Source organism: Mesorhizobium sp. P2_D1 (assembly GCF_056404455.1).
This window is the reverse complement of record NZ_JBFUDZ010000001.1, coordinates 77,288-102,039: the sequence shown is the minus strand read 5'-3', so window position 1 is coordinate 102,039 and position 24,752 is coordinate 77,288. Positions and strand designations below refer to the sequence as shown.

Sequence of the window (24,752 nt, the reverse complement as noted above, 5' to 3'; positions counted from 1 at the left end):
GGCAACCTTGAACCGCTCAGGGCGTTGAAGCGAATGAGGCGCGGCTGACCCGCCAAACTTCAGCCCAACTGGGGGTCCAAGCACTAGGGCAACTCAGGAATCAGATGAGAGTGACCGACATGAAAAACGATCCTTCAGCGCTCCGCAGTTTTGCTCCCACCCGGCGCCAGTTGCTCGGGCTGGGCCTGGGGTTTGCAGGGGCGGCGGCCTTCAACGTGATGCCCGGCTTCCAGTTGCTGGCTTCGGCGCAAGCGGCCGTGCCGCCGGCCGCACAGAAGATCGCCGACCATTTTTCCTCGGTCAAATCGATGAGCGGGGAATTCGTGCAGTTCGGCCCCAAGGGCGAGCAGACCGGTGGCAAGTTCTTCCTCGAACGGCCGGGCAAGATCCGCTTCAACTATGACGGCGCGTCAAATTTCCGGGTGATTTCAGACGGCAAGTCGGTGGTCATCCTCAACAAGAGGCTCAACACCTCCGATCTCTATCCGCTGTCGAAGACGCCGCTGAAGCTGCTGCTCGACGACAAGATCGATCTCTCCGGCGACCGCGTCAAAAGCGTCAAGCAGGAAGACGACCTCACCACCATCCAGCTCGCCGACAAATCGGTGTTCGGCAATTCGAAGATCACGATGATGTTCGATCCCAAATCCTACGAGCTGCGTCAGTGGACGATCACCGACGCACAGGGCAAGGACACGACGGTGATGATCTTCAACGTCAAGGAAGGCGTCAGCTTCGCCGCCGACACTTTCGCCATCGACTACAGCGCGAATCGCGAAGTCAACACCAGGGCGCGCTAGAGCATTCAAGGAAAAGTGTGAAACGGTTTTGCCGGGGAAAGCGCCTAGCGCTTTCCCTTAGGGAATTGTGTCAGAACAAGGAGATAGAGCGGTTCTGCGTTTCCGTGAAACGATGAACCGCCCCAGGACCAATCGCGTCAATAGCTGTGGAAAGCCCTGGGTCGCGCCTCGCCGGGCGGGGGCCGGCTTGTCTTTGCGGCTTGCGGCTGGCAGTTTCCCGGACTGACTCCGTCAAAAGGCGTCTTGCCCGCCAGGGCCTGTCGGTTCTGGCTGGCTATACGCTGTCCTGGATTGCCGAATGCCCTTTTCCATTGCCACCTGGAACATCAACTCCGTTCGCCTGCGCATGCCGATCGTCGAACGCCTGCTTGTCGAGCATGCGCCGGATGTGCTCTGCCTGCAGGAGACCAAGGTTCCGGACGAATTGTTTCCCGAAAAGGCGTTCCGCAAGCTCGGCTACGAGCACATCGCCTTCCACGGCCAGAAGGGCTACCACGGCGTCGCCACGGTGGCGCGGCGGCCGATCGAGGTGGTCGAAAGGCGCCGCTTCTGCGAGATAGAGGACAGCCGGCACCTGTCGGTGACAGTGCGGGCCGGCGGCAAGGCTATCCTGCTGCATAATTTCTACGTTCCGGCGGGTGGCGACGAACCGGATCCTGTCATCAACAGGAAGTTCAAGCACAAGCTCGATTTCGTCGCCGAGATGAATGCCATCCGTGCCGAGCATGACGAGGTGTCCGGCTCTGTCCTTGTCGGCGATCTCAACATCGCCCCGCTCGAACACGACGTCTGGTCGCACAAGCAGTTGCTCAACGTGGTCAGCCACACGCCGGTCGAGACGGAAAGATTCGAGGCGATGCGACTGGCCGGCAACTGGGTCGACCTGATGCGGCTCAATATTCCGCAGGAGCAGAAGCTCTACACCTGGTGGAGCTATCGCGCGCAGGACTGGCAGGCCTCTGACCGTGGCCGGCGGCTCGATCACGTCTGGTCGTCGCCAAATCTGGTGGCTGATTTTGCCGGCTACGAGATCCTGCGCCTGGCGCGCGGCTGGGAGCGCCCGTCGGACCATGTGCCGGTCATAGCGCGCTTCGATCTCGATTAAAGCTACGTCGCGGCCAGACCTTACCCCTAAGGTCCTGGCAGCGGGATGACCAGCTCATCGCTGCCGCTAGTCAGAGAAGCGGGGCGCCAGTTCCTCGATACGGCGGATCAGTGTCTGAAATTCCTCGGAGATACGCTGGTGGAGATTCACCGCGATTTCCGGATATTCTTCGAGGATGCGGCGGAACATCTTGCGGCTGAGCCGTATCACTTCCGAATCGATTTCGGCCGACGCGCTGGTCAGCCGGTTGCTGTCGGCGATCAATGCCAGTTCGCTCAGGATCGCGCCGGGGCCGACCGAACGTATCGGGATGCGTTCGCCGTTCTGCTCTCGATAGAGCAGGATGCGCCCGCTGACCACGACATAGGCGGAATCGGCCTCGTCGTCCTCGCGGTAAAGCTTGTGGTTGGCAAGCAATATTGTGTTCTCGGCGCCGAAGGCGAGCAGACGCAACTGTTCCTGCGTGAAGCCCTCGAAGAGCCTCACGGCGGACAGGATGCGAATGTCGTCATCCAACGCCATCTAGCTGTGTCCCCGAACGGTCAGTCCATTCCCTCCCCTGCGATACGATCCACAACCCCCTCCAAATGGATCGTACCCGAATGCGGTCCCGCCCGGCCGCTGATTGGATAATGAAATGTTTAAGGAACCAGCTTGTAGCCACCGCTTTCTGTCACAAGAATTTCCGCATTGGAAGGATCGCGCTCGATCTTCTGGCGCAGCCGGTAGACGTGGGTTTCCAGCGTGTGCGTGGTGACGCCGGAATTGTAGCCCCACACCTCCTCGAGCAGCACGTCGCGTGTCACCACCTTCTGGTCGGCGCGATAGAGATATTTGATGATCGAGGCCTCCTTCTCCGTCAGCCGCACCTTGCCGCCGCGCGGGTCGATCAGCAGTTTCTGGCTGGGCTTGAAGGTGTAGGGCCCGACCGAGAAGGTGGCGTCCTCGCTCTGCTCATGCTGGCGCAATTGCGCCCGGATGCGCGCCAGCAGCACGGCAAAGCGGAACGGCTTCGTCACATAGTCGTTGGCGCCGGCCTCGAGACCAAGGATCGTATCGGAATCGGTGTCGTGGCCGGTCAGCATGATGATGGGCGCCTTGTAGCCGCCCTTGCGCAGGATCTTCACCGCTTCGCGGCCATCCATGTCGGGCAGCCCGACATCCATGATGAGCAGATCGATGAGGCCGCCGCGCGCGGTCGCAACGCCTTTTGCCGCAGTCGATTCCTGCAGCACGTCAAATTCCTCGTAGAGGGACAATTGCTCGACCAGAGTGCCGCGCAGGTCGTCATCGTCGTCGACGATTAGAATGGTGCGTGAAGTCATGGATCAATCCGTTGTTTTGAAAAGAAAATTCAGTTGACCGCTGTCTCTTTATGCGGAAGCTGACCAGCACAACAGCCGATCACAGTGATTTGTTCCGTGGCACGATCATACAAGAAAAAACGCGATAGCAATGCAGCCGGCGCAATTTTGCGAAAAGAGCTGCGCGTGCTGACCGTGCGGGCGAGGCCCGGAAACCCAAGCCAGGGCCTGCTGCAGGCCGGCAGAACGGTGTTTGCGTGTGCGCTGGGGCGGGGCGGCATCTCGGCCGACAAGCGTGAAGGCGACGGCGCCACGCCGCTTGGCCCGATGCGGATCGTGTCGGGCTATTTCCGGGGAGATCAGTTCTCCAGCGGCCGCAAGACCCGTTTGGCGATGACGCAGATCGGGCCTGATCTGGGCTGGTGCGAAGTGCCTGACGACCGGAATTATAACAGGCCGGTCAAGATTCCCTATGGCGCCAGCCACGAACGCATGCGGCGCGACGACCGCCTCTATGACGCCTGCCTGGTGCTCGACTGGAACCTGGCGCCACGCCGGCGCGGGCGCGGCAGCGCCATCTTCTTCCATCTGGCGCGCCCCGGCTTCACGCCGACTCAAGGGTGTGTGGCGGTGACCGCGCGCACAATGGCGCGGCTGCTGCCGCTGTTGTCGGACAAGACTGTGATGAGGGTAGTTAGGTAAGGGCCATTGAAATTCACGTGATGACGGCCTGCAAATGACGATTTCCTGCGCTTCCGGCGCTCACGTACGTCAAGTACGCTCCGCTCCGGTTCTCGGAACCGGTCATTTTCGACTTGGCCTGCCCTGAATCTCAACAGCCCTTCGAGCGATCAACCGTTCGGCTTCTGCCAGCCGATGTCGAGCAGGCCCAACCGGCCCATTTCCCGGTCCATGGCACGGGCGACGTCACGGCGCTCGGCGCCGATGTCGCGCAGCTGGCGATCGGAGAGGTTCTCGACGCTCTGGTGGGCTATATCGTGGCGGGCGAGGCGGATGGCGACCCTGGCATGTCGAAACCAGTCAAGCACCGCGCTAAGCCAGGCCGGGGTGGATACCGGCGCATTCAAGACAATGTGGGACATGGGGTGATCCGTTTCATCCGGATATCAAATCCGGTTTGATGGTGTTGCGATGGGTGGATCATGCCGCATTGAAATTTAAATGAGAAACGAGTAGTTCTTTTGAGATCGTCAAGTTTTATTTGAGGATGGCATGTCCCGCCTGCTGCCTGGAACGCGAGCGCTGAGGACGCTGGAAGCTGCCGCCCGACACCTCAACTTCACGCGTGCCGCCGACGAGCTCGGCCTGACGCCGGCAGCGGTCAGCCATCAGATCAAGGAAATCGAGGATCAACTGGGCATCGTGCTGTTCACCCGCACCAGCCGCACCATCCGGCTGACGGCGGCGGGCACGGTGCTGTTCGAGGCATCGATCGATGCACTCGACCTGCTTGGCCGGGCCGTCTCGCGGGCACGCAAGCTGACCCGCGGCACGACACTGCTGAAGGTAACGCTTGACGCGCAGTTCGCTTCAAAATGGCTGATGCGGCGCGTCGACGATTTTCGCAGGCATCACCCCAATATCGAGCTCAGGTTCGACATCGCCTACGAGGTGCGGGATTTCGACCTCGACGACGTCGATGTCGGCATCCGGTTCGGCGTCGGGAAGTACCCGGGCCTCCGCGCCCATCGCCTGTTCGACAACATCATCATCCCGGTGTGCAGCCCTGGCCTGCTGACGTACGGTCCGCCGCTGCGCGAGCCGCGTGACCTCTTCAACCACACGCTTGCCCATATCGAATGGGCGCGGCAAGGCGTGACATGGCCGAACTGGCGGATGTGGATGGCGGCGGCCGGCATCAGCGATTTCGACGACAGCCGCACCATCGTGTTCAGGAACTCCACCGATGCCGTTCAGGCGGCGATCGAGGGCAATGCCGTCGCACTCGCCGATTTCGCCATGGTGGCAAACGACCTCTCCGAAGGCAGGCTGGTGCAGCCTTTTGAACTGGGCCTGCGGGTGGGAGCCGAATTCGCCTATTTCCTGGTTTATCCCGAGAGCACTGCCGACGATCCGCGCATCGCCGCCTTTCGCGAATGGATTATCGAGGAAGTGGCAAAGACGTGAATCACGGAATAAGGCAGTAAGGCAGTAAGGCAGTAAGGCAGTAAGGCAGTAAGGCAGTAAGGCAGTAAGGCAGTAAGGCAGTAAGGATAGGCGTCGGTACCGCCTTCGCTTCCCCTACTGCCCTATTCCCTGTTCATTCAGCCTGCCGCCGCGCCGAACCAGCCGATGACCACGCCGATGATCAGCAGCACGCCGAGCCAGTGGCCGCCATCGATGAGGGTCAGGTCCCAGCCGAAGTCCTGGTAGCGGTGGTTGGCCGAGAGCGTCGTGGCGACGAAGCCCAGCCAAAGCACGAAGCCGAAGACAAGTCCGGCGAGCAATGTCGGCTCGCCGCCGGTCATCGCGCCGACTACCAGGGCCATTATGTAGGCCATGATCAGTTCGGCGATGAAGCTGATGACGAAGGGCAGCGGTGATTTCTTCATTGTTGCGGGATCGAGCCTGGCGGCCTTCAGCCACGGCTTGCTCAGGCCCATGTACCAGGCGGCGCCGAACAACCATGCGACGACGGCGGCGGCGATCACCGCCAGCCAGTTCACTGCTTCAAAATCCATGCGTCCCCCTCCAATGCAAATCTGATGGAACGCCTGTTCGGCGAAGGCGTCAAGCAAACCGCCAGACGGTGGTGCGCTTGACCAGTGAATCCTCCAATGCCCGGGTGACGGCCACTTCATAGACCGCCAGTGGTTCCAGTCCCGACTTCGGCATATACGACCGGCCGGGATCGCCGACGAGGATCTCGGCGCCGCGCGCCTTCAGCGTTGCGAACCACGGCATCAGCCGGACGGCGAAGGAATTGTCGTAGAAAACGTCGCCGGCCAGGATCACATCCCAGCCGGCATCGGTGCCGATGCAATCGGTGCCGAGGAACTCGATGCCGACATCGTTGGCTTGCGCATTGAGGCGGATCGCGGTTGCACAGAAAGGATCGATATCGGTTGCGATCACGCCGGCAGCACCGGCCTTGGCCGCAGCGATGGCGACAAGGCCGGAGCCGGAAGCGAAGTCGAGCACACGCTTTCCCCGCACCATAGCCGGATTGTCGATGATGTAGCGGGCAAGGCCCTGGCCGCCGGCCCAGGCGAAGGCCCAGAAGGGCGGCGGCAGGCCGATCTCGACCAGCTCATCCTCCGTCCGCTGCCACAAATCATGCGCCTCGTCGGCAAGATAAAGCAGGATTTCCGGCACATGCGGCGGCGCCATCAGCGCCGTGTTGTCGAGGATGAATTGTTTCGCGCTGTCTGGCGTGAGCGCCGTCACGGAGCGGGTGTCAGGCCGCCCATGCGGCAGACTTCCTTCCACTCCGCCGGCGTCACCGGCTGCACGGAAAGCCGCCCGAGCCGCACCAGCGCCATTTCGGCAAGCTTTGGATTGGCCTTGACCTCTTCCAGCGTCGGCGGGTTCGGCACGTCCTTGAAGGCACGGATGTCGACGCATTCCCAGCGCGGGTCGTCGGTCGTGGTGTCGGGATGGGCAAGCGCGCAGACTTCGGCGATGCCGACCACGTTCAGCCCCTCGTTGGAATGGTAGAAGAAGCCGAGATCGCCGATCTGCATGGCCTTCATGTTGTTGCGCGCGGCATAGTTGCGCACGCCATCCCATTGCGTGCCGGCCTTGCCCTTCGCCTTCAGCGCCTCGAAGGAGAAGACCGAGGGTTCGGATTTGAACAGCCAGTAGTTCATTTCTTTTGCTCCTCCTTGGCGTGCATCCGCCAGCGACCGGAATTAACTAGCCGCCGGCTTGTTGAACGTCCAGTTCCACTGGCGGATTTCGACGCTGTCGAACAGTCCGGCCTTGGCGTACGGGTCGGCGGCCGACAAGGCCTGTGCCCCTGCCAGGTCCGGCGCCTCGACGACGACGAGGCTGCCATTGGGCTTGCCTTCGGCGTCAAGGAAGGGACCGGCGAAAGCCAGTTTCTTGTCGCCGTTCAACCCTTCGAGAAAGGCGATATGCTCGGGACGCGTGTCGAGGCGCACCTGCAGGCTCCCGGGCTTGTCCTTGCAAATCAAAGCAAACAGCATGGTCTTTCTCCTGGTCGTGGGATCGATGTCGTGGGGATCAATCGTTGGTTTCGGTCTTGAGCGGCCGGGTCATCAAGGCTGTCACAGCCTGCCGGATGGTGATGGTGCCGTCCAGTATGGCCGCCACGGCGGCAATGATCGGCGCGTCGATGTTGCGCTCGGTGGCGATGCGGGCGGCGATCGCCGCCGTCGGCACGCCTTCCGCCAGCGGCAATCCGGCAAGCGGCTTGCCTTGCCCCAGCGCCAGCCCATAGGCGAAGTTGCGCGACTGGGTCGACGAGCAGGTGAGCAGCAGGTCGCCAAGGCCGGACAGGCCCATCAGCGTTTCGGGCCTGGCGCCGAAGGCGGCACCGATGCGCCGCAGTTCGACGAAGCCGCGCGTCACCATGGCGGCCTGGGCACTGGCGCCGAGCCCCGCCCCGGTGACAGCACCTGCGGCAATGGCGAAGACGTTCTTCAAGGCGCCGCCGATCTCGACGCCGATGAGGTCGTCGCTCGAATAGCAGCGCAGATTCTCCGCCGAAAAGCGGGCGGCGAGGTCCGCGGCCAATGCCTCGTCGCGGGCGGCCACGACCACCGCAGTCGGCAGGCCCCGGGCGACATCGGTGGCAAAGCTTGGACCCGATAGAGCGGCGACCGGATTTTGCGGCAGGATCTCGCCGACAATCGCCGACAGCAAGGCGCCGGTGTCGCGCTCGATGCCCTTGGCGCAGAGGACGAGCGGGATATCGGCAGGCACATGGCCTTTCGCGACCGCCAGCGTTGCCCGCAGCGATTGCGCCGGCGTCACCGCCAGCACGCAATCGGCGCCAGTGAGTGCCGCCTTGATGTCGCTCGTCGCGTCGATGCCGGGCGCGATGGCGATGCCGGGCAGATAGCGCGGGTTCTCGCCGCGATCGATCGCCGCGACGGTTTCGGGGTCGCGGGCGAACAACCGCACCGAATGGCCCGCACGCAGCATGGCCAGCGCCAGCGCTGTGCCCCAGGCGCCACCGCCAAGCACGCTGACGCGCCAGCCGCTTTTGCCCGGGTTTTCCTTGTCTTGGCTGTTCATCTCCCGGCCATTCATGCCTTGGCTCCGCGCCGGCCGGAGCCGACCATCGGCGTCGAAATGCTGTCCAGCGGCCAGCGCGAGCGCGGCACGAAGTCGAAACCGTTTTCCTGCGCCATGCCTTCGCGCAACCGTTCGATGCCGGCCCAGGCGATCATCGCCGCATTGTCGGTGCACAGTTTCAGCGGTGGCGCGACGAAGGTGAAGCCGGCCTCGTCGCACTGCCGCTCCAGCGTCGCCTTGATGGTGCGGTTGGCGGCGACGCCGCCGGCAACCACCAGGGCCGGATTTTTGGTGCCGGGAAACGTCTCGCGAAAGCGCGCCAGCGCACGCGCGACACGGTCGGCCAGCGCATCGGCCACCGCTGCCTGGAACGAAGCGCAGATGTCGGCGACATCCTGGTCGCTCAAAGGCGCGATGGCTGTCGCCGCCTGGCGCACGGCGGTCTTCAGGCCGGAAAAGGAGAAGTCGGGCTGGGCCGAGCCTTTCATCGGACGCGGAAAGGCAAAGCGCGACGCATCCCCGGTTTGGGCGGCCTTCTCGACATTGGGTCCGCCGGGATAGGGCAGGCCGAGCATCTTTGCGGTCTTGTCGAAGGCTTCGCCGAGCGCGTCGTCGATGGTGGTTGCCCAGCGCTGATAGTCGCCGACGCCGCGCACGGCGAGGATCTGCGTGTGGCCACCGGAGACCAGGAGCAGCAGATAGGGAAAATCGAGCCCGTCGGTCAGCCTTGCGGTCAAGGCATGGCCTTCGAGATGGTTGATGGCGATCAGCGGCTTGTTCGCCGCCGCGGCGATCGCCTTGGCGGTCATCAGCCCGACAATCAGCCCGCCGACCAGACCGGGGCCGGCAGTGGCGGCGATCGCATCGATATCTGCAAGTGCTGTGCCCGAATCGGCGAGGGCTGCCTCGACGATGCCGTCCAGCGCTTCGACATGGGCGCGCGCCGCGATCTCCGGCACGACGCCCCCAAAGGCGGCATGCTCCTCGATCTGGCTGAGCACGATGTTGGACAGGATTTTTGGCGCAGCGTCACCGTCCAGCGCCACGACGCTGGCAGCGGTCTCGTCACAACTCGTCTCAATGCCCAGAACGCGGATCAATTCGTCGCTGTCCCTAGAGATTGTCTGTCAGCGCTTTCCCCATTAGGAGAAAGCCCAGAAAGGCCTCGGTCTGCCCGGGGGTTATCACGGACCGCACGCCATGCAAACAATCTTGAGAATCGGAACACGCGGCAGCCCGCTGGCGCTGGCACAGGCGCATGAAACGCAGGCGCGGCTGATGGCGGCGCATGGCATGCCGGCGGAAGCGTTCGAGATCGTCGTCATCTCGACCAGCGGCGACCGCATCCAGGACCGGCCGCTGTCGGAGGCCGGCGGCAAGGGCCTGTTCACCAAAGAGATCGAGGAGGCACTGCTGGCGGGCCGGATCGACATCGCCGTGCATTCGTCGAAGGACATGCCGACGCAACTGCCGAAAGGTCTCGAACTCAGCGCCTTCCTGCCGCGCGAGGACGCGCGCGACGCCTTTATCGGCAAGGCGGCGAAGACCATTGCCGAACTGCCGCATGGAGCGAAAGTCGGCTCGTCATCGCTGCGGCGACAGGCGCTGATCCGCCGGATGCGGCCGGATCTCGACGTGGTGATGTTCCGCGGCAATGTGCAGACGCGCCTGCGCAAGCTCGACGAAGGCGTCGCCGCCGGCACCATCCTGGCCTATGCGGGGCTGAAGCGGCTCGGGCTCGACCACGTCGTCACCGACCTGATGCCGCTCGAGATCTTTCCGCCGGCGCCGGGACAAGGCGCGATCTGCATCGAGACCCGCATCGGCGATGGCGACGTCGAAAAGATGCTGGCGGCCATCCACGATGTGCCGACCGGCCAGGCGCTCGCCTGCGAGCGCGCCTTCCTGGCGGCGCTCGATGGTTCCTGTCGCACGCCGATCGCCGGCTATGCGGCGATCGAGGCCGGAGAGCTGTCTTTTGCCGGGTTGATCATCTCGCCCGACGGTACGCAGTCGCACACGGTCGATCTGCAGGGACCGGCGCAGGATGCTGGCCGCATCGGCCAGGAAGCCGCCCGGATGGTGCGGGCAAAGGCCGGCGAAAAGTTCTTCGACGGCTGGCTCTGAAATGCTTCGCGTCCTGGTGACGAGACCGGAACCGGGCGCCTCGCGCACGGCACAGCGGCTTCAGGAGACAGGGTTCCAGCCGATTCTTCTGCCCTTGACCGAAACGGCGGCGTTGCCGGTCGATGCCGGACTGCTTCCGGGCGATGCCGTCGCGGTGGCCATCACCAGCGCCAATGCCGTGCGGCTTGCTTCCAGGGAGCTCATCGCGGCGCTTGCCGGCCTGCCCTGCCATGCCGTGGGAACAAGGACGGCGGAAGCCGCGCGCCAAGCGGGGATATTGTCGGTCAGCGAAGGCCCGGGCGATGCCGAGGCGCTTGCCGCCAGTCTTGCCGGTCGTCTCTCGGGGATGATCATCGTCTATCTCTGCGGACGCGTACGCTTTCCGGTGTTCGAACAGAGGCTGAGAGTAGCAGGGGTCCAGGTCCATGCCGTCGAGACATATGACACGGTCGCGGTGGGTTATTCCGATGAAGCCATCCTCGAGCGCCTGTCCGGCCGACCGGCCGATGCGGTGCTGCTTTATTCAGCCAAGGCCGCCGCCGCGATGCAGATCCTGGCCAGGCGGCCCGCTCTGCAAGGGCTCTTTGAAAAGACAAGGTTTTTTGCCCTTTCCACGCGCATTGCGGCAGTGCTTGATGGTACCGCCGATGGGAGGATCCGCATAGCCGCGCAGCCCGACGAGGAAACGCTGCTGGCACTTTTGCAGACGCAGCCCTGAGCCGCGTCATCACACCGCCCCTTTTCACCGCTTGGTGATGTGCTAGACCATTTTCTGAACCATCATGCGCCGCCAGGCGTTGAGACGAAGCGAATTGTGCGGAGCCCAAGCATGGTCAAGACGCCGAAGATGCGACACTCGAAAGGCCGCCGCGAGCCGGTGACCATCGATCTCGAGCCCGGCGCGGTCTCGCGCATCGCCGACGAGGACGCCGCCAAGCCCCAGGCAGGCGCCGAAGAGGCGCCGGAGGAGGCCGTCTCGCAGGCCGAGATTCCCGAAGAACCGGTGCATGCCGACCAGACCGATCTCGAGCCCTGGGAGCATGCAGACGCCCAGGCCGAATCGGAACAGCCAGCGGCGACGGCCGCGGAAGCGGCAGCCAAGGGCGCCAGCGAAGCTGAACCTGCCTATCCCGGAGGGTCCGAGGCGCCGGCCAGCAAAACCAAAGCCTTCGACTACAATTTCGAGGATGCGTCGGCGAAGCGTACCCAGGCCGACGACAGCAAGGCGAGAACCGAGACACGGGACGACAGAATGGCGCCAACACCACCGGCAAAGCGTGGCGGCCTCAATGGGATTGCCGCCGGCATCATAGGCGGCGTCATCGCGCTGGTCGGCGCGGGTGGCCTACAATATGCCGGGCTGCTCGGCGCGCCGGGGTCCAGTTCCGGCGTATCGCTCGACGGCGTCAACAGCGAGATCGCCGCGCTGAATCGCGAAATCGCCGGCCTGAAGGAATCGGGCGGCAACACCGACGCGTCGGCCAAGGTCGATGGCCTGTCGTCGGCGCTGGATCAGGTCAAGACCGATGTCGCGGCGCTGAAGTCGGCGGTCGAATCCGGTGGAGCGGGCGACACCGCCGGGCTCGCAGCGCTTGGCGACAAGATCAAGCAGATCGAAACCGAGGTCGCCGCCCTAGGTAAGGCCGGCGGCACGGCACCGGTCGATCTCGGCCCGCTCAACGAAAAACTGGCTGGTCTCGACGCGCAGGCGAAGTCAGCCGGCGAAGCGACGACGGCGCTGGATGGCCGGCTCACTGCGTTGGAGCAGTCGGTGTCGCAGCTTTCCGGCAAGGTCGAGGCGGCGGCGGGACAGCCCAAGATCGCGCTCGCCATCGCCGCGTCGGCGCTCAAGTCCGCGCTCGACCGTGGCGCGCCATTCTCGGCCGAACTCGAAACCTTTGCCGCGATTTCGCCGGATGCGCCGCAACTCGCGACACTGCGCACCTATGCTGAAAAAGGCGTGCCGACCCGCGCCGAGATCGCATCGCAAGCGGATGCCGCTGCCAATGCCATGGTCGCCGCCGCGACGCCTGTCGATGAGAATGCCGGTTTCCTGCAGAACCTTTTGTCGAGCGCCGAATCGCTGGTCAAGGTCCGGCCGATCGGCGCCGTCGAAGGTGCCGGTGCGCCGGAAACCGTCGCGCGCATGGAAGTGGCGGTCAACCAGGGCGACTATGCCAAGGCGCTCAGCGAGTATGACACGCTGCCCGAAGCCGTGAAGGCGGCCGGTGCCGACTTTGCCGGCAAACTGAAAGCACGCATCGAGGTCGAAACACAGGTCGACGCGCTGATCTCTGGCGCGATGAAGGCATGAGGGCAACACCATGATCCGCCTCTTGGCCTTCCTTATCGTCGTTTTCGCGCTCGGGCTGGGCTTTGCCTGGCTGGCCGACCGGCCCGGCGACATGGTCGTCACTTTCAGCGGCTACCAATACCAGGTCAGCCTGATGGTGGCGGCAGTGGCCGTCGTTGCCGTCGTCGCCGCGGTGATGATCTTCTGGTGGCTGATCAAGTCGCTGTGGAACAGCCCCTACACCATCTCGCGCTATTTCCGCGTGCGCCGCCGCGACCGTGGCTATCAGGCGCTGTCGACCGGCATGATCGCCGCCGGCGCCGGTGACGGCGCGCTGGCTCGCAAGAAAACCAAGGAAGCGGCCAAGCTGATCCGCTCCGACCAGGAGCCGCTGATCCATCTGCTCGAGGCGCAGGCGTCGCTGCTCGAAGGCGATCACGAAGGGGCGCGGCAGAAATTCGAGAGCATGCTCGACGATCCCGAAATGCGGCTGCTCGGCCTGCGCGGGCTCTATCTCGAGGCCGAACGGCTCGGCGACCGCAACGCCGCCAGGCACTATGCCGGCCGCGCCGCCGTGATGGCGCCGCAACTGGCCTGGGCGGCCGAATCGACGCTGGAAGAATTGACCGCGCGCGGCGACTGGGACGGGGCGCTGAAACTGGTCGACGCGCAGAAGTCGACACGGCAGATCGAGCGCGATGCCGCCAACCGCCGTCGCGCCGTGCTGTTGACGGCCAAGGCGCAGGCGCTTGCCGGTAGCGATCCGACTGCCGCCAGAACCGCGGCAATCGAGGCCAACCGGCTGCGGCCGGACTTCGCCCCCGCCGCTGTCGCCGCCGCTGCCGCGCTGTTCAAGCAGAACGACGTGCGCAAGGGCTCGAAAATCCTCGAGACGGCGTGGAGGGCCGAGCCGCATCCTGAGATCGCCGAGCTCTATACCCATGCACGGCCGGGCGATGCGGTGCTCGACCGCCTTAACCGGGCGAAAAAGCTGCAGGAGATGAAGAAGAACCACGCCGAGTCGTCGATGACGGTGGCGCGTGCAGCGCTCGACGCACTGGATTTTTCGACTGCCCGCCGCGAGGCCGAGGCAGCGATCAGGATGGATCGCCGCGAGGGCGCCTATTTGCTTTTGGCCGACATCGAGGAGGCCGATACCGGCGACCAGGGCAAGGTGCGGCAGCTGCTTTCCAGGGCGGTGCGGGCGCCCCGCGATCCGGCCTGGGTCGCCGACGGCGTCGTTTCGGAGCGCTGGGCGCCGGTATCGCCGGTCACCGGCCGGCTCGACGCCTTCGAGTGGCGTGCACCGATGGAGCGGCTCGGCCAGCTGATCGACAGCCATGATGATGCACCGGCCGCCCCCGTGCCGGTTATCGAAGCGCTGGCAAAGCCGGTGAGCGAGAGGCCGGTCGAGGTGATCGATGACGCCGGCGGCGATATTTCGACGGGCAAGCAGGCTGAAAGCCGCGAGGAAGATCACGTCCGGCCGATCACGGCCGCCGCCTTCGCCGAGGTGCCGACCAACGCGGAAGCCGTCGAGCCGGCAGAGGAGCATGCGCGGCTGCCGGATGATCCCGGCGTCGATCCGGACGAGGAAGCGGAAAAATCGCCGCGCCGGTTTCGGTTGTTTTGAGTTGGGCCGGCCGTGAGGGCCGTTGAGGAATAGGATATGTTTGAACGCGTTCTGTCATTTCTGAGGGATTTGCCGGCCGGCGCCGGCACGCATGCGAGCAGCGACGATCCGCGCGTTGCGGCTTCGGCGCTCCTCTATCACGTCATGAATGCCGATGGCGTGCGCCAGGATGTCGAGTGGGAGCGGTTCAAGGCGGTGCTGGCCCAGAGCTACTCGATCAGCGGCGTCGAGCTCGAAGCGCTCGCCGCCGCCGGCGAGCGGGCCGACAATGAGGCGATCGATCTCTATGCCTTCACCAGTGTCTTGAAGCGCCATCTCGATGCTGAGGCGCGCAAGGCCTTCATCGGCCTGATGTGGGAGATCGTCTACGCCGATGGCGAGCTGCACGAGCTGGAGGACAACACGGTCTGGCGCGTCGCCGAGCTGATCGGCGTCGAACGCCGCGACCGCATCGAGGCACGTCGCAAGGCGGCGGAGCAGGCACCCGGCGCCACCGGAACATCGAGCGACGAATAGACGGATTTCGCCTGCCCATGCCGCGCCAAACGAGTTCGAGGCCAAAAATCCTGATCGTGCTGCATCAGGAGAATTCGAGCCCCGGACGTGTCGGCCACATGCTCCTGGAAGAAGGCTTCGAGCTCGACATCCGTCGCCCGCCGCTCGGCGATACCCTGCCGGAAACGCTGGACGGCCACGCCGGCACGGTGGTGTTCGGTGGACCGATGAGCGCCAATGACGAGGACGAGTTCGTCCGCCGCGAGACTGCCTGGCTGGAAGTACCGCTCAAGGAGAACCGGCCGTTCCTAGGCATCTGCCTTGGTGCGCAGATGCTGGTCAACCATCTCGGCGGCAAGGTCGAAGGTCACGGCGAAGGATTGGTCGAGATCGGCTGGTATCCGCTGAAGGCGACCGAAGCCGGCAAGACCCTGATGCATTGGCCGGAGATGGTCTATCAGTTCCACCGCGAGGGTTTTTCACTGCCCAGGGACGCGACGCTGCTGGCGACGGCCGAGACCTATCCCAACCAGGCCTTCCGCTATGGCGACAATGCCTGGGGCATCCAGTTCCATGGCGAGTTGACCAGGGCGATGATGCAGCGTTGGGTGGTGCGCGGCGCGCATCGCTTCGAGTTGCCCGGGGCGCAGCCCGGCCGCGATCATCTCGGCGGCCGGCTGATCTGGGACATGCATCTCAAGCGCTGGCTGGATGAATTCCTGCGCACGATCTTCGGCAAACCGGCGCTGCGATAGACGTCAGTTTCGCCCGTTGAGGTGGCGCACCTTGCGCAGTTGCGGGAACAGCACGATCCACAGCCCGGCGACCGCGATCGCGCCGACGCCGCCGACCACGACGGCCGGAACCGTGCCGATCAACGCCGCCATCGTGCCGGCGCGGAATTCGCCGACCTCGTTGGAGGCGCCGACGAAGACCTGGTTCACGGCATTGACTCGGCCGCGCACATGGTCGGGCGTCCACAGCTGGATCAAGGTCTCCCTGATGTAGACGCTGAACATGTCGGTAGCGCCAAGGAAGGCGAGCGCTGCGATCGACAGCCAGGTGATGGTCGACAGGCCGAACAGCACGGTGAAGGCGCCGAACGCCGCAACGAAGCCGAGCATGATCAGCCCCGCATGGTTGCGGATTGGGTGGCCGGCCAGCCAGATGGCGACGCAGATGGCGCCCACGCCCGGCGCCGAGCGCAGCAGGCCTAGGCCCCAGGGGCCTAGCTGGAGGATGTCGCGCGCATAGATCGGCAGCAGTGCCGAGGCGCCCGACAAAAGCACGGCGAACAGATCGAGCGAGATGGCGCCCAGCACGATCTTCTCGCTCCAGATATAGCTGAACCCACCGAACAGGTTCTGCAGCGTCGGCTTCTCGGTCTCGGTGCGTTGCGAAGGCTTCGGGATGGTGAAGATCAGCAACCCGGACGCAAGCATAAGCACGGCGGCGGTGCCATAGGCGACTTCCGCCGACACGCCGTAGAGCAGGCCGCCGGCGACCGGGCCGACGATGGTCGCCGTCTGCCAGGCCGACGAGTTCCAGGCGATGGCGTTGGCGAAATCCTCAGGTGGCACGAGATTGGCGAACAGCGAGGCCGAGGCCGGCCCGAAAAAGGCGCGGGCGACGCCGAACATGGCAAGCACGACGAAGATCGGCAGCGGTCCGCTGATGCCATGCAGGGTCAGGAACAGCAGCGTCAGCGCGCAGATCGCCTCCATCACCACCGCCAGCGCCATGATCAGGCGGCGGCCGAAGCGGTCGGCGACGACACCGGTGACCAACACCAGCAGCAGCGACGGCAGGAACTGGACGATGCCGACCAGGCCGAGATCAAGAGGATCCCTCGTCAGGTCATACATCTGCCAGCCGACCGCGACCGACACGATCATGGTGGCGAAGGTGGTGAGGAAACGCGCCGCCCAATAGCTCAGGAAGGAGCGGTGGCGGAACGCGGCATAGCGCTGGTCCGGCGAAGTTTGTGCGGCAGTCACGGATCGAGGCCCCGTTGCGATGGCATTGGAGCGACGTGCGTCCAATCGGACGCACAAAGTACGCTCCAACACTTTGGTTTTCGCATCGTGCTTTCCGAAAATCGGAACCGATTTTCGGGCCGATGCGATGGCCGGCGGGGCACTTCCCGGATGGGCGCTGTTCCGGCCAAGGGAATTTCTAACAAAGTTCGCAGCGCGATGTGCGCCAAAATCAGCGCTGGATCAACGAAATTTCACCCTGTTCCGTTGATTGCACGAGGACGTTATTGCCTGAGCGCCGCGGAGATAGCGTCGAGGCCGCTCCTCAACTCGGCTTCCGTCGGCCAGCCAAAACCGACGCGGAAGAAGCGCTTTGGCATTTCGAACCAATGGCCGGGCCCGACATAGGCTCCATGGTTTTCCAGCAGGTTCACATAGAACAGGTCGAGGTCGAAGTCGGGATCGACGTTCAGGCGCGGGAAGCCGACGACACCGCCTTCAGGGCGCACCCAGTCGACCAGCGGCTCGCGGTCGATCCAGGCCTGGACGATGTCGCGGCGCCTGGCCATTTCTGGCAGCAGCGTCGCCAGGAACACGTCCCGCCGCTCCAGCATGCCGCGCGCGATGCCTTCGTCGATGACGCTGCCGCAGATGCCGATCTGCTCCTTGGCGGCGAGGAATTTCTCCTGAAGTTCCGCATCCCTGGTGATCAGCCAACCGATGCGGATGCCGGGAATGCCGAAGGCCTTGGACAGCGACGAGACGCTGATCGCCTTCGGGCTCAGCGATGCCGCGGACGGCAGGCGCTTGCCATAGGAGAGGTCGCGATAGGTTTCGTCGACCAGCAGATGGCAGTCCCTGCTTTCGGCGAGCGCGACCAGGGCGTCGAGGTCGGCGCGGCTCATCATCGTGCCGGTCGGGTTGTGCGGGCAGGTGACGCTGATCAGCCTGGTGTTCGGCCGTATCGCGGCCGCGACTTGGCCGACATCGATGGCGAAGCCGTCCTCGAAGGCCAGGTCGACAAAGCTGATGGCGCAGCCGATCGCCCTTGGGGTCTCGATGTTGGTGGCGTAGTTGGGCCTGATGACGACCAGATGATCACTCTGCGACAACAGCGAGGTCGAGATGATGAACAGGGCGCCAGCAGCACCAGCGGTGACCAGCACATCATCGGGCGAGACGCCGGCGTCCTGCGCGGCGATCTGCGCGCGCAATTCCTTGTCGCCGCGATGCTCGCCGTAGAAGAGCGTGAGATCGGGCAAGGATAGGCCGATATCGGAGAGTTTCTGGTCGGCGATCGAACTTTCGGAAAGATTGTAGCGGATCCGGTCGTAGCCGTACTCTTCCGGCGCCTCTTTCTCGATCACCATCCTGGTGTAGTTCATGGCTTCCCCCAAAAGACCCCGTTCGGTTCATCCAAGCCACAAAAACATGAAGCCTGCCAAGGCGGATTCGCCGGCAGGCTTCTGTTCCAGTCGTCCTAAGTGTTGGCTCAGGACCGAATTGCTCAGGCCGAGGCCTTCTTCCTGCCCCTGCCCTTGGCGGGCACGACTTCGGCGGCCTTGCGGCCGAGGCCGATCGACTTCGCCAGCAGCGAACGCGAAGCGGCATAGTTGGGGGCGACCATAGGATAGTCAGCCGGCAAGCCCCATTTGGCGCGATAGGCGTCCGGCGTCAGGCCGAAATGCACGCCGAGGTGACGTTTCAGGGATTTGAACTTCTTGCCGTCCTCGAGGCAGATGATGAAATCCGGTGTCACCGATTTCCTGGGGTTGACCGCCGGGACCAGCGGAGCTGCCACCGGGACCACCGGCTGGCCGAGCCCGCTTATCGAAGTGCTGACGCTGGCGATGAGATCGGCGAGACCAGAAGCGGGCAGGCGGTTCTTCTCGACGTAAGCGGACACGATGTGAGCGGTCAGCTCGAGCAGGTCGATGTCTTTACGGGCGCTGTCGTTATCGTCGGTCAATCTATTTCTCCGTCTAAAGCGAATGACCTGAAAATCGGATTCGATTCCCGGAAAGGATCATGCGCAAAATCAAAATGCTACGGCGTCCTTTGTGCATCCACGGGACGGCAGCGTTGTTGTGGCGCGGGATTCCTAGTCGGCAAATCTGCGCAGCGCAATGACTTGATGCCGCGGCACACGTTATTTTGAACAACTATATTAAACAATAACAATATCAGACTATCAGCGCTTTGTCGCGCCACAAACGAAATCCGCCTTCAAAGGCGCGTGTGTTGTCGCCGCGCCGGCTGTCGGCGGGCAATTCATCGAGCTTTTCGACATTGCCGCCGCCAATGACGACGTAGTCAGGCTGCATGGCGGCGCGGAGCCGGTCGACGACGTCGAAGACATATTTGCGCCATCTCTTCTTGCCGCGCTTTTCCAAGCCGCGTTCGCCGACATAGTCCTCGAAGCTCTTGCCCTTCTTGTAGGGAAGATGGGCGAGTTCCATCGGCTGGGCGACATTGTCGACGATCATCGCGGCACCGAGACCGGTTCCCAACCCGATGAACAGCATGCGGCCGCCTTCATAACTGCCGATGGCCTGCATCAGCGCGTCGTTGACCACCTTCACCGGCTTGCCGAATTGCGCGGCGAAATCGTAGCCTGCCCAACCCTTGCCGAGATTGGCAGGGTCGGTGAGTGGCCTGTTGTGGTTGACCGGGCCGGGGTAGCCCATCGAGATGACGTCGTAGGACAAGCCCTCGGCTAACTTCTTTACCGTATCGGTCATCTGCTGCGGCGTCAGGCCGGGCCCGGAGTCGGCGCGCCGCTCCACGCCGCCGGCGCTGCTGAGAATCTTGACATGCGAGCCGCCAATGTCGATCGCAAGCACGATCTTCTCAGCGTCCGATGCCGGTTGCTTCACCGCTTTGGGCATTGCGCCACCTCCACTCACTTTACCGGATCGATCCAGCCATTGGGCGGCCCGAACCCGGCCATCGCGTCCGCCGGACCCCATGTGAGCGGTTCATAGACGTGCGGCGGCGTGGTGTCGCCGAGCACCGGGCCGACGATGCGCCAGGCCATTTCGCTGGCGTCCTGGCGGGTGAACAACTGGCCGTTGCCGTTCATGGCATCGCCGATCAGCCGCTCATAGGGCGGCATGTCGCTCTTGCTGTCGTCGAGCGCCGTCAGTTCGACCTGTTCGCCGATCATGTCGTCGCCCGCCGCCTTGCGCTGGGCGCCGATGGCGATCACCACTTGCGGATCGATGCGGAAGCGAACGTAGTTCTGGTCGGCCGGCTTGATCGGATCGAAGACGTCGAGCGGCGGCCGCTTCAGCCGCACCACCACTTCGGTGACATGCACCGGCATGTTCTTGCCGGCGCGGATGAAGAACGGCACATCCTGCCAGCGCCAGGTGTCGACGAAGAAACGCACCGCCGCAAAGGTCTCGACCGGTGAGTTCGGCGCTACGCCGGGTTCGGCGAGATAGCCGGTGAACTGACCGCGCACGACATCGTCTTTCGCCAAGGTCCGGATCGCCCGCAGCACCTGCACCTTCTCGTCGATCAAATCGTCGGCGGATCGGCCGACGGGTGGCTCCATGGCAAGCAGCAACAGGATGTTGAGCAGATGGTTCTCGATGACGTCCCGGATGCAGCCGACGTTGTCATAGAAGCGGCCACGCCCCTCGACGCCGAAATCTTCGGCCATGGTGATCTGCACGCTCTCGACGAAGTTGCGGTTCCAGATCGGCTCCAGAAAGGAATTGGCGAAGCGGAAATAGAGCAGGTTCTGGATCGCTTCCTTGCCGAGATAATGGTCGATGCGGAAGATCGATTGTTCGTCGAAAACCAGATGCAGGACCCGGTTCAGCCAGCGCGCCGATTGCAGATCGTGGCCGAAGGGCTTTTCCACCATCAGCCGCGCGCCACGAGCCGTGCCCGATTGCTCCAGTCCCTGGACGACGGTCTCGAACATGGTCGGCGGCACCGCCATGTAGTGCAGCGGCCGCTGGGCGGTGCCGAGCGCGGTTTTGAGTTTCTCGAACGTCGCCGGATCGCGGTAGTCGCCACTGACATAGCGCAGCAGGGAGGCGAACTTGGCGAACAATTTTTCGTCGATCTTGCCGAGCGCATTGACGATGCCGTCGTGGGCGCGCGCCTGCAATTGCTTGAGATCCCAGGCGTCGAACGCCACGCCGATCACCGGTTCGGTGAGCGTGCCCTTGGCCACCATCTGGTAAAGGGCTGGAAATATCTTCTTGTGGGCGAGGTCGCCGGTGGCTCCGAAGAGCACCAGCGTGTCGGACCGTTCCGGGCTCATCGGCGTGTCTCCCCTGCCGCCGTCACGAGCCGGACTTCGGCTTCTCGACATGGCCGCCAAAGGCATAACGCATTGCCGAGAGCAGCTTGTCGGAGAATTCGGACTCGCCTTGCGAGGAGAAGCGGTCGAACAGCGCCGAGGACAGAACCGGCGCCGGCACGCCGGTGTCGATCGCCGCCTTCAGCGTCCAGCGGCCTTCGCCGGAATCCGAGACGCGGCCGCCGAAATTCGCCAGGCCCGGATCATTCTTCAGCGCGCCCGCGGTGAGATCGAGCAACCAGGAGCCGATGACGCTGCCATGCCGCCAAACCTCGGCCACCTGAGGGAGGTCGACGTCGAACTGGTAGTATTGCGGGTTTTCCAGGGGGCTGGTCTCGGCGTCCGCCGTTCGTTGCCGCTTGCCGGCATTGGCCGACTTCAGGATGTTCATGCCTTCTGCATAGGCGGCCATCACGCCATATTCGATGCCGTTGTGCACCATCTTGACAAAGTGGCCGGCACCGCTCGGCCCGCAATGCAGATAGCCAAAGGGTGCGGTCCCGGCATCCTTGGGCGGATTGGAGCCGGCATCGGCACCGGGCGCCAGCGTGGCAAAGATCGAATCAAGGTGCTGCACCGCCACGTCGGGACCGCCGATCATCAGGCAATAGCCACGCTCAAGGCCCCAGACACCGCCGCTGGTTCCGACATCGACAAGATGGATACCCTTGGCGGCCAGTTTCGCGGCCTGGTCGACGGCGTCGTGATAGTAGGAATTGCCGCCGTCGATGATGATGTCGCCGGGTTCCATCAGGGCGGCCACCTGATCGATGATCTTGCCGGTGATCGCCGCCGGCAGCATCAGCCACACACAGCGCGGCTTGACCAGCTTGCCGACGAATTCTTCCATGGATGCAGTTCCTGAAGCACCGTCGGTCACCAGAGCCGCGACGCTGGCCGGGTTGATGTCGTAGACGACGCATTCGTGGCCGTCGCGCATCAGGCGCCGGACCATGTTGGCGCCCATCCGGCCCAATCCCATCATTCCGATCTGCATGGTTTCGTCCCTGTTTCCTGGAGATTTACTGGGTTTATCGAGGAAGGATCGACTGGCTATCCTGATCGCCTGATATGACGGAGAAGTCGACATTCTCCCAATCGCCGGCTTCGGGCCAGAAAAAAGTGAAGATCAGCGTGCTTCCGGCGGGGAGGCTGGCGGTGGGCAGATCGGCAAGGTGGATGCCGAAGGCGTTCTCGATCGTCTGGCTGTCGGCGGCGGTCGCCCAGTGATCGCTACTCCAGCGAACCGTCGCCGGGGCCAAGAGCTCGACGCGCAGCGTCTTGCCGGCCGGCAGCGTGCGGATCTTGTTGTTGAAGCGCCATGTCCTGAACGGCGACACGGTCTTGTCCTCGATGTAGCGCTTGACGCCTTGCGGCGGCATGTCGAAGACCGTGCCATCGCGCACCGAGCGCAACAGCTTGATATGCTCCGAATGCGCCCAGACCAGCGGCATGGCGCTGCCCGAGGGGCGACCGTGCAGCAGTTCGCGCTCGGCCATGTCGGCGCCGTCCCAGACCTGTTCGGGCAGCAGGCCGCCCAGCCCGGCCGAGCCTTCCAGCGCGGCCAGCAGGTCTACAGCTCTGTCCTTGCGTCCGGCTGCAAGTTCGTAATGGGCGCGTTCGCCGGCGAGCAACGGCCACGGCCGGCCCTGGCCGGTGCCGTCGAAGGGTGCGCCATCCTCATGCTCGCCATAGCCATCGCCATTGTAGCGGTACCAGAGCGGCCCCTGCGGCAGGTCGCAGCGCAATTGCGCATCGATGATCGTGACCGTGTCGACGATACGCGGATCGTCGGCTGCCCTCAGGCCGAAGCGGACGAGAGCCAGTGCGTCCGGGCTGACGATCGCCTCGGCCGGCTGGTCGGAATCGCCGGGCGGACGGTTCTTGATCGGGACATAGCCATCCTTCGGCGAACCGGCCTCGGCGCTGTCGGGTGGCGCGATGCGCACGTAATAGCCGTCGACGCGGGCCTGCCTGCCGAGTGCCGTGCCGGTGACATAGGTCCAACGCTCGACCTGGTCGTTCCAGACATCGGCGGTCTCGCGCAGATAGGTCGCGGCGACCTGCTTGCCGCAGGCGTCGAGCAGGTCGGCCGCAGCAAGCAGTGCCGCGATCTCGACGGCAAGCGTGAACGGGCTGTAACCGGCATCCTCTTCCCAGCGGTCCTCACCGGTGACGGGTCCGTTGCGCACGACATAGCCGGCGGCGCGCTCGATCATCGACTGAAAGGCGAGCAGCCTGGCTTGCGGCAGGTGCCCGGAGCGGTGCAGCGCATCGGCCAGCAGCAACGGGAAGGCGCATTCATCCATCTGGATGCCTGGCCAATAGGCCGACCCGTCGAGCCAGGCGTTCTGCGGCCAGTGGCCGTCCGGTTGCTGGATGGAACTGAGAAAGTCGAGGATTTGCAGGGCCGACGCGGCATCGCCGGCGGCGAGAAAACCACCGGCGGTCTCGACCAGATCGCGCGGCCAGACCAGATGGTAGCCGCCGAGGTCGTCGTCACCCTTGTTGAAGCCCCACGGAATCGAAAGGCTGGCGACCGCCGCACCCGGTATGGCGATCGACCGGTGGGTCGACAGAACCGCGGTCGAGACACGATAGAAGTTGATCCCGGATTCGCCATGCCGGTCCAGCGGCAGCAGGCTCTTTTGCCACTTTCGCCATCTCTCGACGTAGGCGTTGGCGGCGGGCTCAAAGCCTTGCTGCAGGCTGGCGAAGGCATTTTCGGCCGCCTCGTCCGATGTCGCGCCAAAGCCCAGCGCCAGCAAGGCCGTTGTCTTCGAAGCGGTAAAGCCGATCTCGCCGGTCAGCGCGACATTGCCGTCCTCGGCCCGTTGGCAGGCCGGATCGAGCTCGCCGGTATTGTGGAGCTGCTGCCAGCCGTCGGAGACGCCGACATAGCCGGCCGAGCCGGTGCGCCAGGGCAGTGACGATGCCAGCGCCAGGCAGGTGCCGCGCCCCGAGGCGAACAGCACAGGTTTTCCCTTGTGGTCACCGACCCAGGCGGTGTTGCCCATGCCAGCATTGACGAGATGCGGCGCCAGCAAGGCGTAGACGCGATGGTCGCCTGCGGCACCCTTGAGCGCTGTGAAGGTAATTTCCTGCAGCAAAGCGGGCCGCGCCGGGTCGGCGAGGATGCGCTTTTCGATCCGGTAGGCGCCGTCAGTCGCGGTGTTGACCAGCCTGTAGGCCGGCACGCCGTCCTCGAATGGCTCGACGGCGTGCACAGCATCGCGTTTTTCTTCGGAGAAATAGCCGTCGGGGCCGGTGACGATCAGGCCGAGGTCGCGCGTGCAGGCTCTGTCGAGGTGCGGATAGTAGATCTCGTTGAGAATGCCATGGCTGATCGTGAACCAGATATGGCCGTTTGGCGAAAGGGACGTTCCAACGCCACTCTTGGCGCTTGACGTCCAGCGAGCCGGAATTCCCGGGGCGCCCGGAGCAACGGTTGGCGTCACTGGCATTCGATTGCGATCTC

Annotated in this window: 26 protein-coding genes; 10 read left to right on the top strand and 16 right to left on the bottom strand. The window is 64.0% G+C overall.

Features of this window, described 5'->3' with window-relative positions; genetic code table 11:
• Window positions 1–119 precede the first annotated feature (119 nt).
• Complete coding sequence (locus AC1D0I_RS00535) at window positions 120–800, top strand: outer membrane lipoprotein carrier protein LolA (protein WP_477392821.1); 681 nt, start codon at window positions 120–122, stop codon at window positions 798–800.
• Window positions 801–1,098: 298 nt separating this feature from the next.
• On the top strand, window positions 1,099–1,905 hold the full coding sequence (locus AC1D0I_RS00530; protein WP_477392363.1) for an exodeoxyribonuclease III: 807 nt from the start codon (window positions 1,099–1,101) through the stop codon (window positions 1,903–1,905).
• A 66-nt stretch (window positions 1,906–1,971) separates the two neighbouring features.
• Here AC1D0I_RS00530 and AC1D0I_RS00525 read toward each other — a convergent pair whose 3' ends face one another.
• Both AC1D0I_RS00525 and AC1D0I_RS00520 read right to left on the bottom strand, forming a co-directional pair.
• Window positions 1,972–2,427 carry a Crp/Fnr family transcriptional regulator gene (locus tag AC1D0I_RS00525; RefSeq protein ID WP_095084055.1) on the bottom strand — a complete coding sequence of 152 codons (456 nt, stop codon included), beginning with the start codon at window positions 2,425–2,427 and terminating at the stop codon, window positions 1,972–1,974.
• A 119-nt stretch (window positions 2,428–2,546) separates the two neighbouring features.
• Window positions 2,547–3,230, bottom strand: coding sequence for a response regulator transcription factor (locus tag AC1D0I_RS00520; RefSeq protein ID WP_023760937.1), 684 nt, complete (start codon window positions 3,228–3,230; stop codon window positions 2,547–2,549).
• Window positions 3,231–3,395: 165 nt separating this feature from the next.
• On the opposite strand from AC1D0I_RS00520, the gene AC1D0I_RS00515 reads away from it, so the two are divergent.
• Window positions 3,396–3,911 carry a L,D-transpeptidase family protein gene (locus AC1D0I_RS00515; protein WP_477392362.1) on the top strand — a complete coding sequence of 172 codons (516 nt, stop codon included), beginning with the start codon at window positions 3,396–3,398 and terminating at the stop codon, window positions 3,909–3,911.
• A 149-nt stretch (window positions 3,912–4,060) separates the two neighbouring features.
• Here AC1D0I_RS00515 and AC1D0I_RS00510 read toward each other — a convergent pair whose 3' ends face one another.
• Window positions 4,061–4,312: a hypothetical protein gene (locus AC1D0I_RS00510; RefSeq protein WP_477392360.1), complete on the bottom strand. Its 252-nt coding sequence runs from the start codon at window positions 4,310–4,312 to the stop codon at window positions 4,061–4,063.
• Between the two features lie 130 nt (window positions 4,313–4,442).
• Between AC1D0I_RS00510 and gcvA the strand changes: the two genes are divergently transcribed.
• Window positions 4,443–5,357, top strand: a complete 915-nt coding sequence (gene gcvA / locus AC1D0I_RS00505) for a transcriptional regulator GcvA (RefSeq protein WP_477392358.1) — start codon at window positions 4,443–4,445, stop codon at window positions 5,355–5,357.
• 137 nt (window positions 5,358–5,494) lie between these two features.
• On the opposite strand, the gene AC1D0I_RS00500 is transcribed toward gcvA, so the two are convergent.
• The 6 genes from AC1D0I_RS00500 to tsaD are packed head-to-tail and all read right to left on the bottom strand — an operon-like array spanning window position 5,495 to window position 9,532.
• Window positions 5,495–5,911: a DUF1761 domain-containing protein gene (locus AC1D0I_RS00500; RefSeq protein ID WP_095084059.1), complete on the bottom strand. Its 417-nt coding sequence runs from the start codon at window positions 5,909–5,911 to the stop codon at window positions 5,495–5,497.
• 49 nt (window positions 5,912–5,960) lie between these two features.
• Window positions 5,961–6,560 (bottom strand): class I SAM-dependent methyltransferase, encoded by a 600-nt coding sequence (locus AC1D0I_RS00495; protein ID WP_477392819.1) that lies wholly within the window; start codon window positions 6,558–6,560, stop codon window positions 5,961–5,963.
• A gap of 53 nt (window positions 6,561–6,613) precedes the next feature.
• Window positions 6,614–7,039: an EVE domain-containing protein gene (locus AC1D0I_RS00490; RefSeq protein ID WP_095084061.1), complete on the bottom strand. Its 426-nt coding sequence runs from the start codon at window positions 7,037–7,039 to the stop codon at window positions 6,614–6,616.
• Between the two features lie 42 nt (window positions 7,040–7,081).
• Window positions 7,082–7,378, bottom strand: a complete 297-nt coding sequence (locus AC1D0I_RS00485; RefSeq protein ID WP_095084062.1) for a YciI-like protein — start codon at window positions 7,376–7,378, stop codon at window positions 7,082–7,084.
• A gap of 37 nt (window positions 7,379–7,415) precedes the next feature.
• Window positions 7,416–8,447 (bottom strand): NAD(P)H-dependent glycerol-3-phosphate dehydrogenase, encoded by a 1,032-nt coding sequence (locus AC1D0I_RS00480; protein WP_477300160.1) that lies wholly within the window; start codon window positions 8,445–8,447, stop codon window positions 7,416–7,418.
• Entirely contained in the window at window positions 8,444–9,532 is a 1,089-nt protein-coding gene (tsaD, locus tag AC1D0I_RS00475; RefSeq protein WP_477300159.1) for a tRNA (adenosine(37)-N6)-threonylcarbamoyltransferase complex transferase subunit TsaD, read from the bottom strand. The genes AC1D0I_RS00480 and tsaD overlap by 4 nt, the downstream gene beginning before the upstream one ends.
• A gap of 100 nt (window positions 9,533–9,632) precedes the next feature.
• Here tsaD and hemC point away from each other — a divergent pair, with 100 nt between their 5' ends.
• The 6 genes from hemC (at window position 9,633) to AC1D0I_RS00445 (ending at window position 15,735) form a co-directional block, all read left to right on the top strand.
• Window positions 9,633–10,559, top strand: a complete 927-nt coding sequence (gene hemC / locus AC1D0I_RS00470) for a hydroxymethylbilane synthase (RefSeq protein WP_477392356.1) — start codon at window positions 9,633–9,635, stop codon at window positions 10,557–10,559.
• Between the two features lies 1 nt (window position 10,560).
• Window positions 10,561–11,277, top strand: coding sequence for a uroporphyrinogen-III synthase (locus tag AC1D0I_RS00465; protein WP_477392354.1), 717 nt, complete (start codon window positions 10,561–10,563; stop codon window positions 11,275–11,277).
• A 111-nt stretch (window positions 11,278–11,388) separates the two neighbouring features.
• Complete coding sequence (locus AC1D0I_RS00460; protein WP_477392352.1) at window positions 11,389–12,873, top strand: COG4223 family protein; 1,485 nt, start codon at window positions 11,389–11,391, stop codon at window positions 12,871–12,873.
• A gap of 10 nt (window positions 12,874–12,883) precedes the next feature.
• On the top strand, window positions 12,884–14,485 hold the full coding sequence (locus AC1D0I_RS00455) for a heme biosynthesis HemY N-terminal domain-containing protein (protein WP_477392350.1): 1,602 nt from the start codon (window positions 12,884–12,886) through the stop codon (window positions 14,483–14,485).
• Window positions 14,486–14,521: 36 nt separating this feature from the next.
• Window positions 14,522–15,001, top strand: a complete 480-nt coding sequence (locus AC1D0I_RS00450) for a tellurite resistance TerB family protein (RefSeq protein WP_477392349.1) — start codon at window positions 14,522–14,524, stop codon at window positions 14,999–15,001.
• A 17-nt stretch (window positions 15,002–15,018) separates the two neighbouring features.
• Window positions 15,019–15,735, top strand: coding sequence for a glutamine amidotransferase (locus AC1D0I_RS00445; protein WP_477392347.1), 717 nt, complete (start codon window positions 15,019–15,021; stop codon window positions 15,733–15,735).
• Between the two features lie 3 nt (window positions 15,736–15,738).
• Here AC1D0I_RS00445 and AC1D0I_RS00440 read toward each other — a convergent pair whose 3' ends face one another.
• From AC1D0I_RS00440 to AC1D0I_RS00410, 7 genes are all read right to left on the bottom strand, one after another.
• The gene (locus AC1D0I_RS00440) at window positions 15,739–16,977 is read right to left on the bottom strand and encodes an MFS transporter (protein WP_457150194.1); all 1,239 of its coding nucleotides are present in this window, start codon (window positions 16,975–16,977) and stop codon (window positions 15,739–15,741) included.
• A gap of 263 nt (window positions 16,978–17,240) precedes the next feature.
• Window positions 17,241–18,341 carry an aminotransferase class I/II-fold pyridoxal phosphate-dependent enzyme gene (locus AC1D0I_RS00435; RefSeq protein WP_477392345.1) on the bottom strand — a complete coding sequence of 367 codons (1,101 nt, stop codon included), beginning with the start codon at window positions 18,339–18,341 and terminating at the stop codon, window positions 17,241–17,243.
• 122 nt (window positions 18,342–18,463) lie between these two features.
• Window positions 18,464–18,925: a Ros/MucR family transcriptional regulator gene (locus tag AC1D0I_RS00430; protein ID WP_095084073.1), complete on the bottom strand. Its 462-nt coding sequence runs from the start codon at window positions 18,923–18,925 to the stop codon at window positions 18,464–18,466.
• Window positions 18,926–19,139: 214 nt separating this feature from the next.
• Window positions 19,140–19,844 (bottom strand): ROK family protein, encoded by a 705-nt coding sequence (locus AC1D0I_RS00425; RefSeq protein ID WP_095084074.1) that lies wholly within the window; start codon window positions 19,842–19,844, stop codon window positions 19,140–19,142.
• A gap of 14 nt (window positions 19,845–19,858) precedes the next feature.
• A complete protein-coding gene (gene zwf, locus AC1D0I_RS00420) occupies window positions 19,859–21,235 on the bottom strand; it encodes a glucose-6-phosphate dehydrogenase (RefSeq protein WP_477392343.1) in 1,377 nt (458 codons plus the stop codon).
• 22 nt (window positions 21,236–21,257) lie between these two features.
• A complete protein-coding gene (gnd, locus tag AC1D0I_RS00415; RefSeq protein WP_095084076.1) occupies window positions 21,258–22,271 on the bottom strand; it encodes a phosphogluconate dehydrogenase (NAD(+)-dependent, decarboxylating) in 1,014 nt (337 codons plus the stop codon).
• 34 nt (window positions 22,272–22,305) lie between these two features.
• The gene (locus AC1D0I_RS00410) at window positions 22,306–24,738 is read right to left on the bottom strand and encodes a glucan 1,4-alpha-glucosidase (RefSeq protein WP_477392341.1); all 2,433 of its coding nucleotides are present in this window, start codon (window positions 24,736–24,738) and stop codon (window positions 22,306–22,308) included.
• Window positions 24,739–24,752 lie beyond the last annotated feature (14 nt).

Bases quoted from the DNA above. Each gene is read 5' to 3' on its own strand.
- AC1D0I_RS00535 (WP_477392821.1), top strand. From the start codon at position 120: ATGAAAAACGATCCTTCAGCGCTCCGCAGTTTTGCTCCCACCCGGCGC.
- AC1D0I_RS00530 (WP_477392363.1), top strand. From the start codon at position 1,099: ATGCCCTTTTCCATTGCCACCTGGAACATCAACTCCGTTCGCCTGCGC.
- AC1D0I_RS00525 (WP_095084055.1), bottom strand. From the start codon at position 2,427: ATGGCGTTGGATGACGACATTCGCATCCTGTCCGCCGTGAGGCTCTTC.
- AC1D0I_RS00520 (WP_023760937.1), bottom strand. From the start codon at position 3,230: ATGACTTCACGCACCATTCTAATCGTCGACGACGATGACGACCTGCGC.
- AC1D0I_RS00510 (WP_477392360.1), bottom strand. From the start codon at position 4,312: ATGTCCCACATTGTCTTGAATGCGCCGGTATCCACCCCGGCCTGGCTT.
- gcvA (WP_477392358.1), top strand. From the start codon at position 4,443: ATGTCCCGCCTGCTGCCTGGAACGCGAGCGCTGAGGACGCTGGAAGCT.
- AC1D0I_RS00500 (WP_095084059.1), bottom strand. From the start codon at position 5,911: ATGGATTTTGAAGCAGTGAACTGGCTGGCGGTGATCGCCGCCGCCGTC.
- AC1D0I_RS00495 (WP_477392819.1), bottom strand. From the start codon at position 6,560: ATGGCGCCGCCGCATGTGCCGGAAATCCTGCTTTATCTTGCCGACGAG.
- AC1D0I_RS00490 (WP_095084061.1), bottom strand. From the start codon at position 7,039: ATGAACTACTGGCTGTTCAAATCCGAACCCTCGGTCTTCTCCTTCGAG.
- AC1D0I_RS00485 (WP_095084062.1), bottom strand. From the start codon at position 7,378: ATGCTGTTTGCTTTGATTTGCAAGGACAAGCCCGGGAGCCTGCAGGTG.
- AC1D0I_RS00480 (WP_477300160.1), bottom strand. From the start codon at position 8,447: ATGAATGGCCGGGAGATGAACAGCCAAGACAAGGAAAACCCGGGCAAA.
- hemC (WP_477392356.1), top strand. From the start codon at position 9,633: ATGCAAACAATCTTGAGAATCGGAACACGCGGCAGCCCGCTGGCGCTG.
- AC1D0I_RS00465 (WP_477392354.1), top strand. From the start codon at position 10,561: ATGCTTCGCGTCCTGGTGACGAGACCGGAACCGGGCGCCTCGCGCACG.
- AC1D0I_RS00460 (WP_477392352.1), top strand. From the start codon at position 11,389: ATGGTCAAGACGCCGAAGATGCGACACTCGAAAGGCCGCCGCGAGCCG.
- AC1D0I_RS00455 (WP_477392350.1), top strand. From the start codon at position 12,884: ATGATCCGCCTCTTGGCCTTCCTTATCGTCGTTTTCGCGCTCGGGCTG.
- AC1D0I_RS00450 (WP_477392349.1), top strand. From the start codon at position 14,522: ATGTTTGAACGCGTTCTGTCATTTCTGAGGGATTTGCCGGCCGGCGCC.
- AC1D0I_RS00445 (WP_477392347.1), top strand. From the start codon at position 15,019: ATGCCGCGCCAAACGAGTTCGAGGCCAAAAATCCTGATCGTGCTGCAT.
- AC1D0I_RS00435 (WP_477392345.1), bottom strand. From the start codon at position 18,341: ATGAACTACACCAGGATGGTGATCGAGAAAGAGGCGCCGGAAGAGTAC.
- AC1D0I_RS00425 (WP_095084074.1), bottom strand. From the start codon at position 19,844: ATGCCCAAAGCGGTGAAGCAACCGGCATCGGACGCTGAGAAGATCGTG.
- zwf (WP_477392343.1), bottom strand. From the start codon at position 21,235: ATGAGCCCGGAACGGTCCGACACGCTGGTGCTCTTCGGAGCCACCGGC.
- gnd (WP_095084076.1), bottom strand. From the start codon at position 22,271: ATGCAGATCGGAATGATGGGATTGGGCCGGATGGGCGCCAACATGGTC.
- AC1D0I_RS00410 (WP_477392341.1), bottom strand. From the start codon at position 24,738: ATGCCAGTGACGCCAACCGTTGCTCCGGGCGCCCCGGGAATTCCGGCT.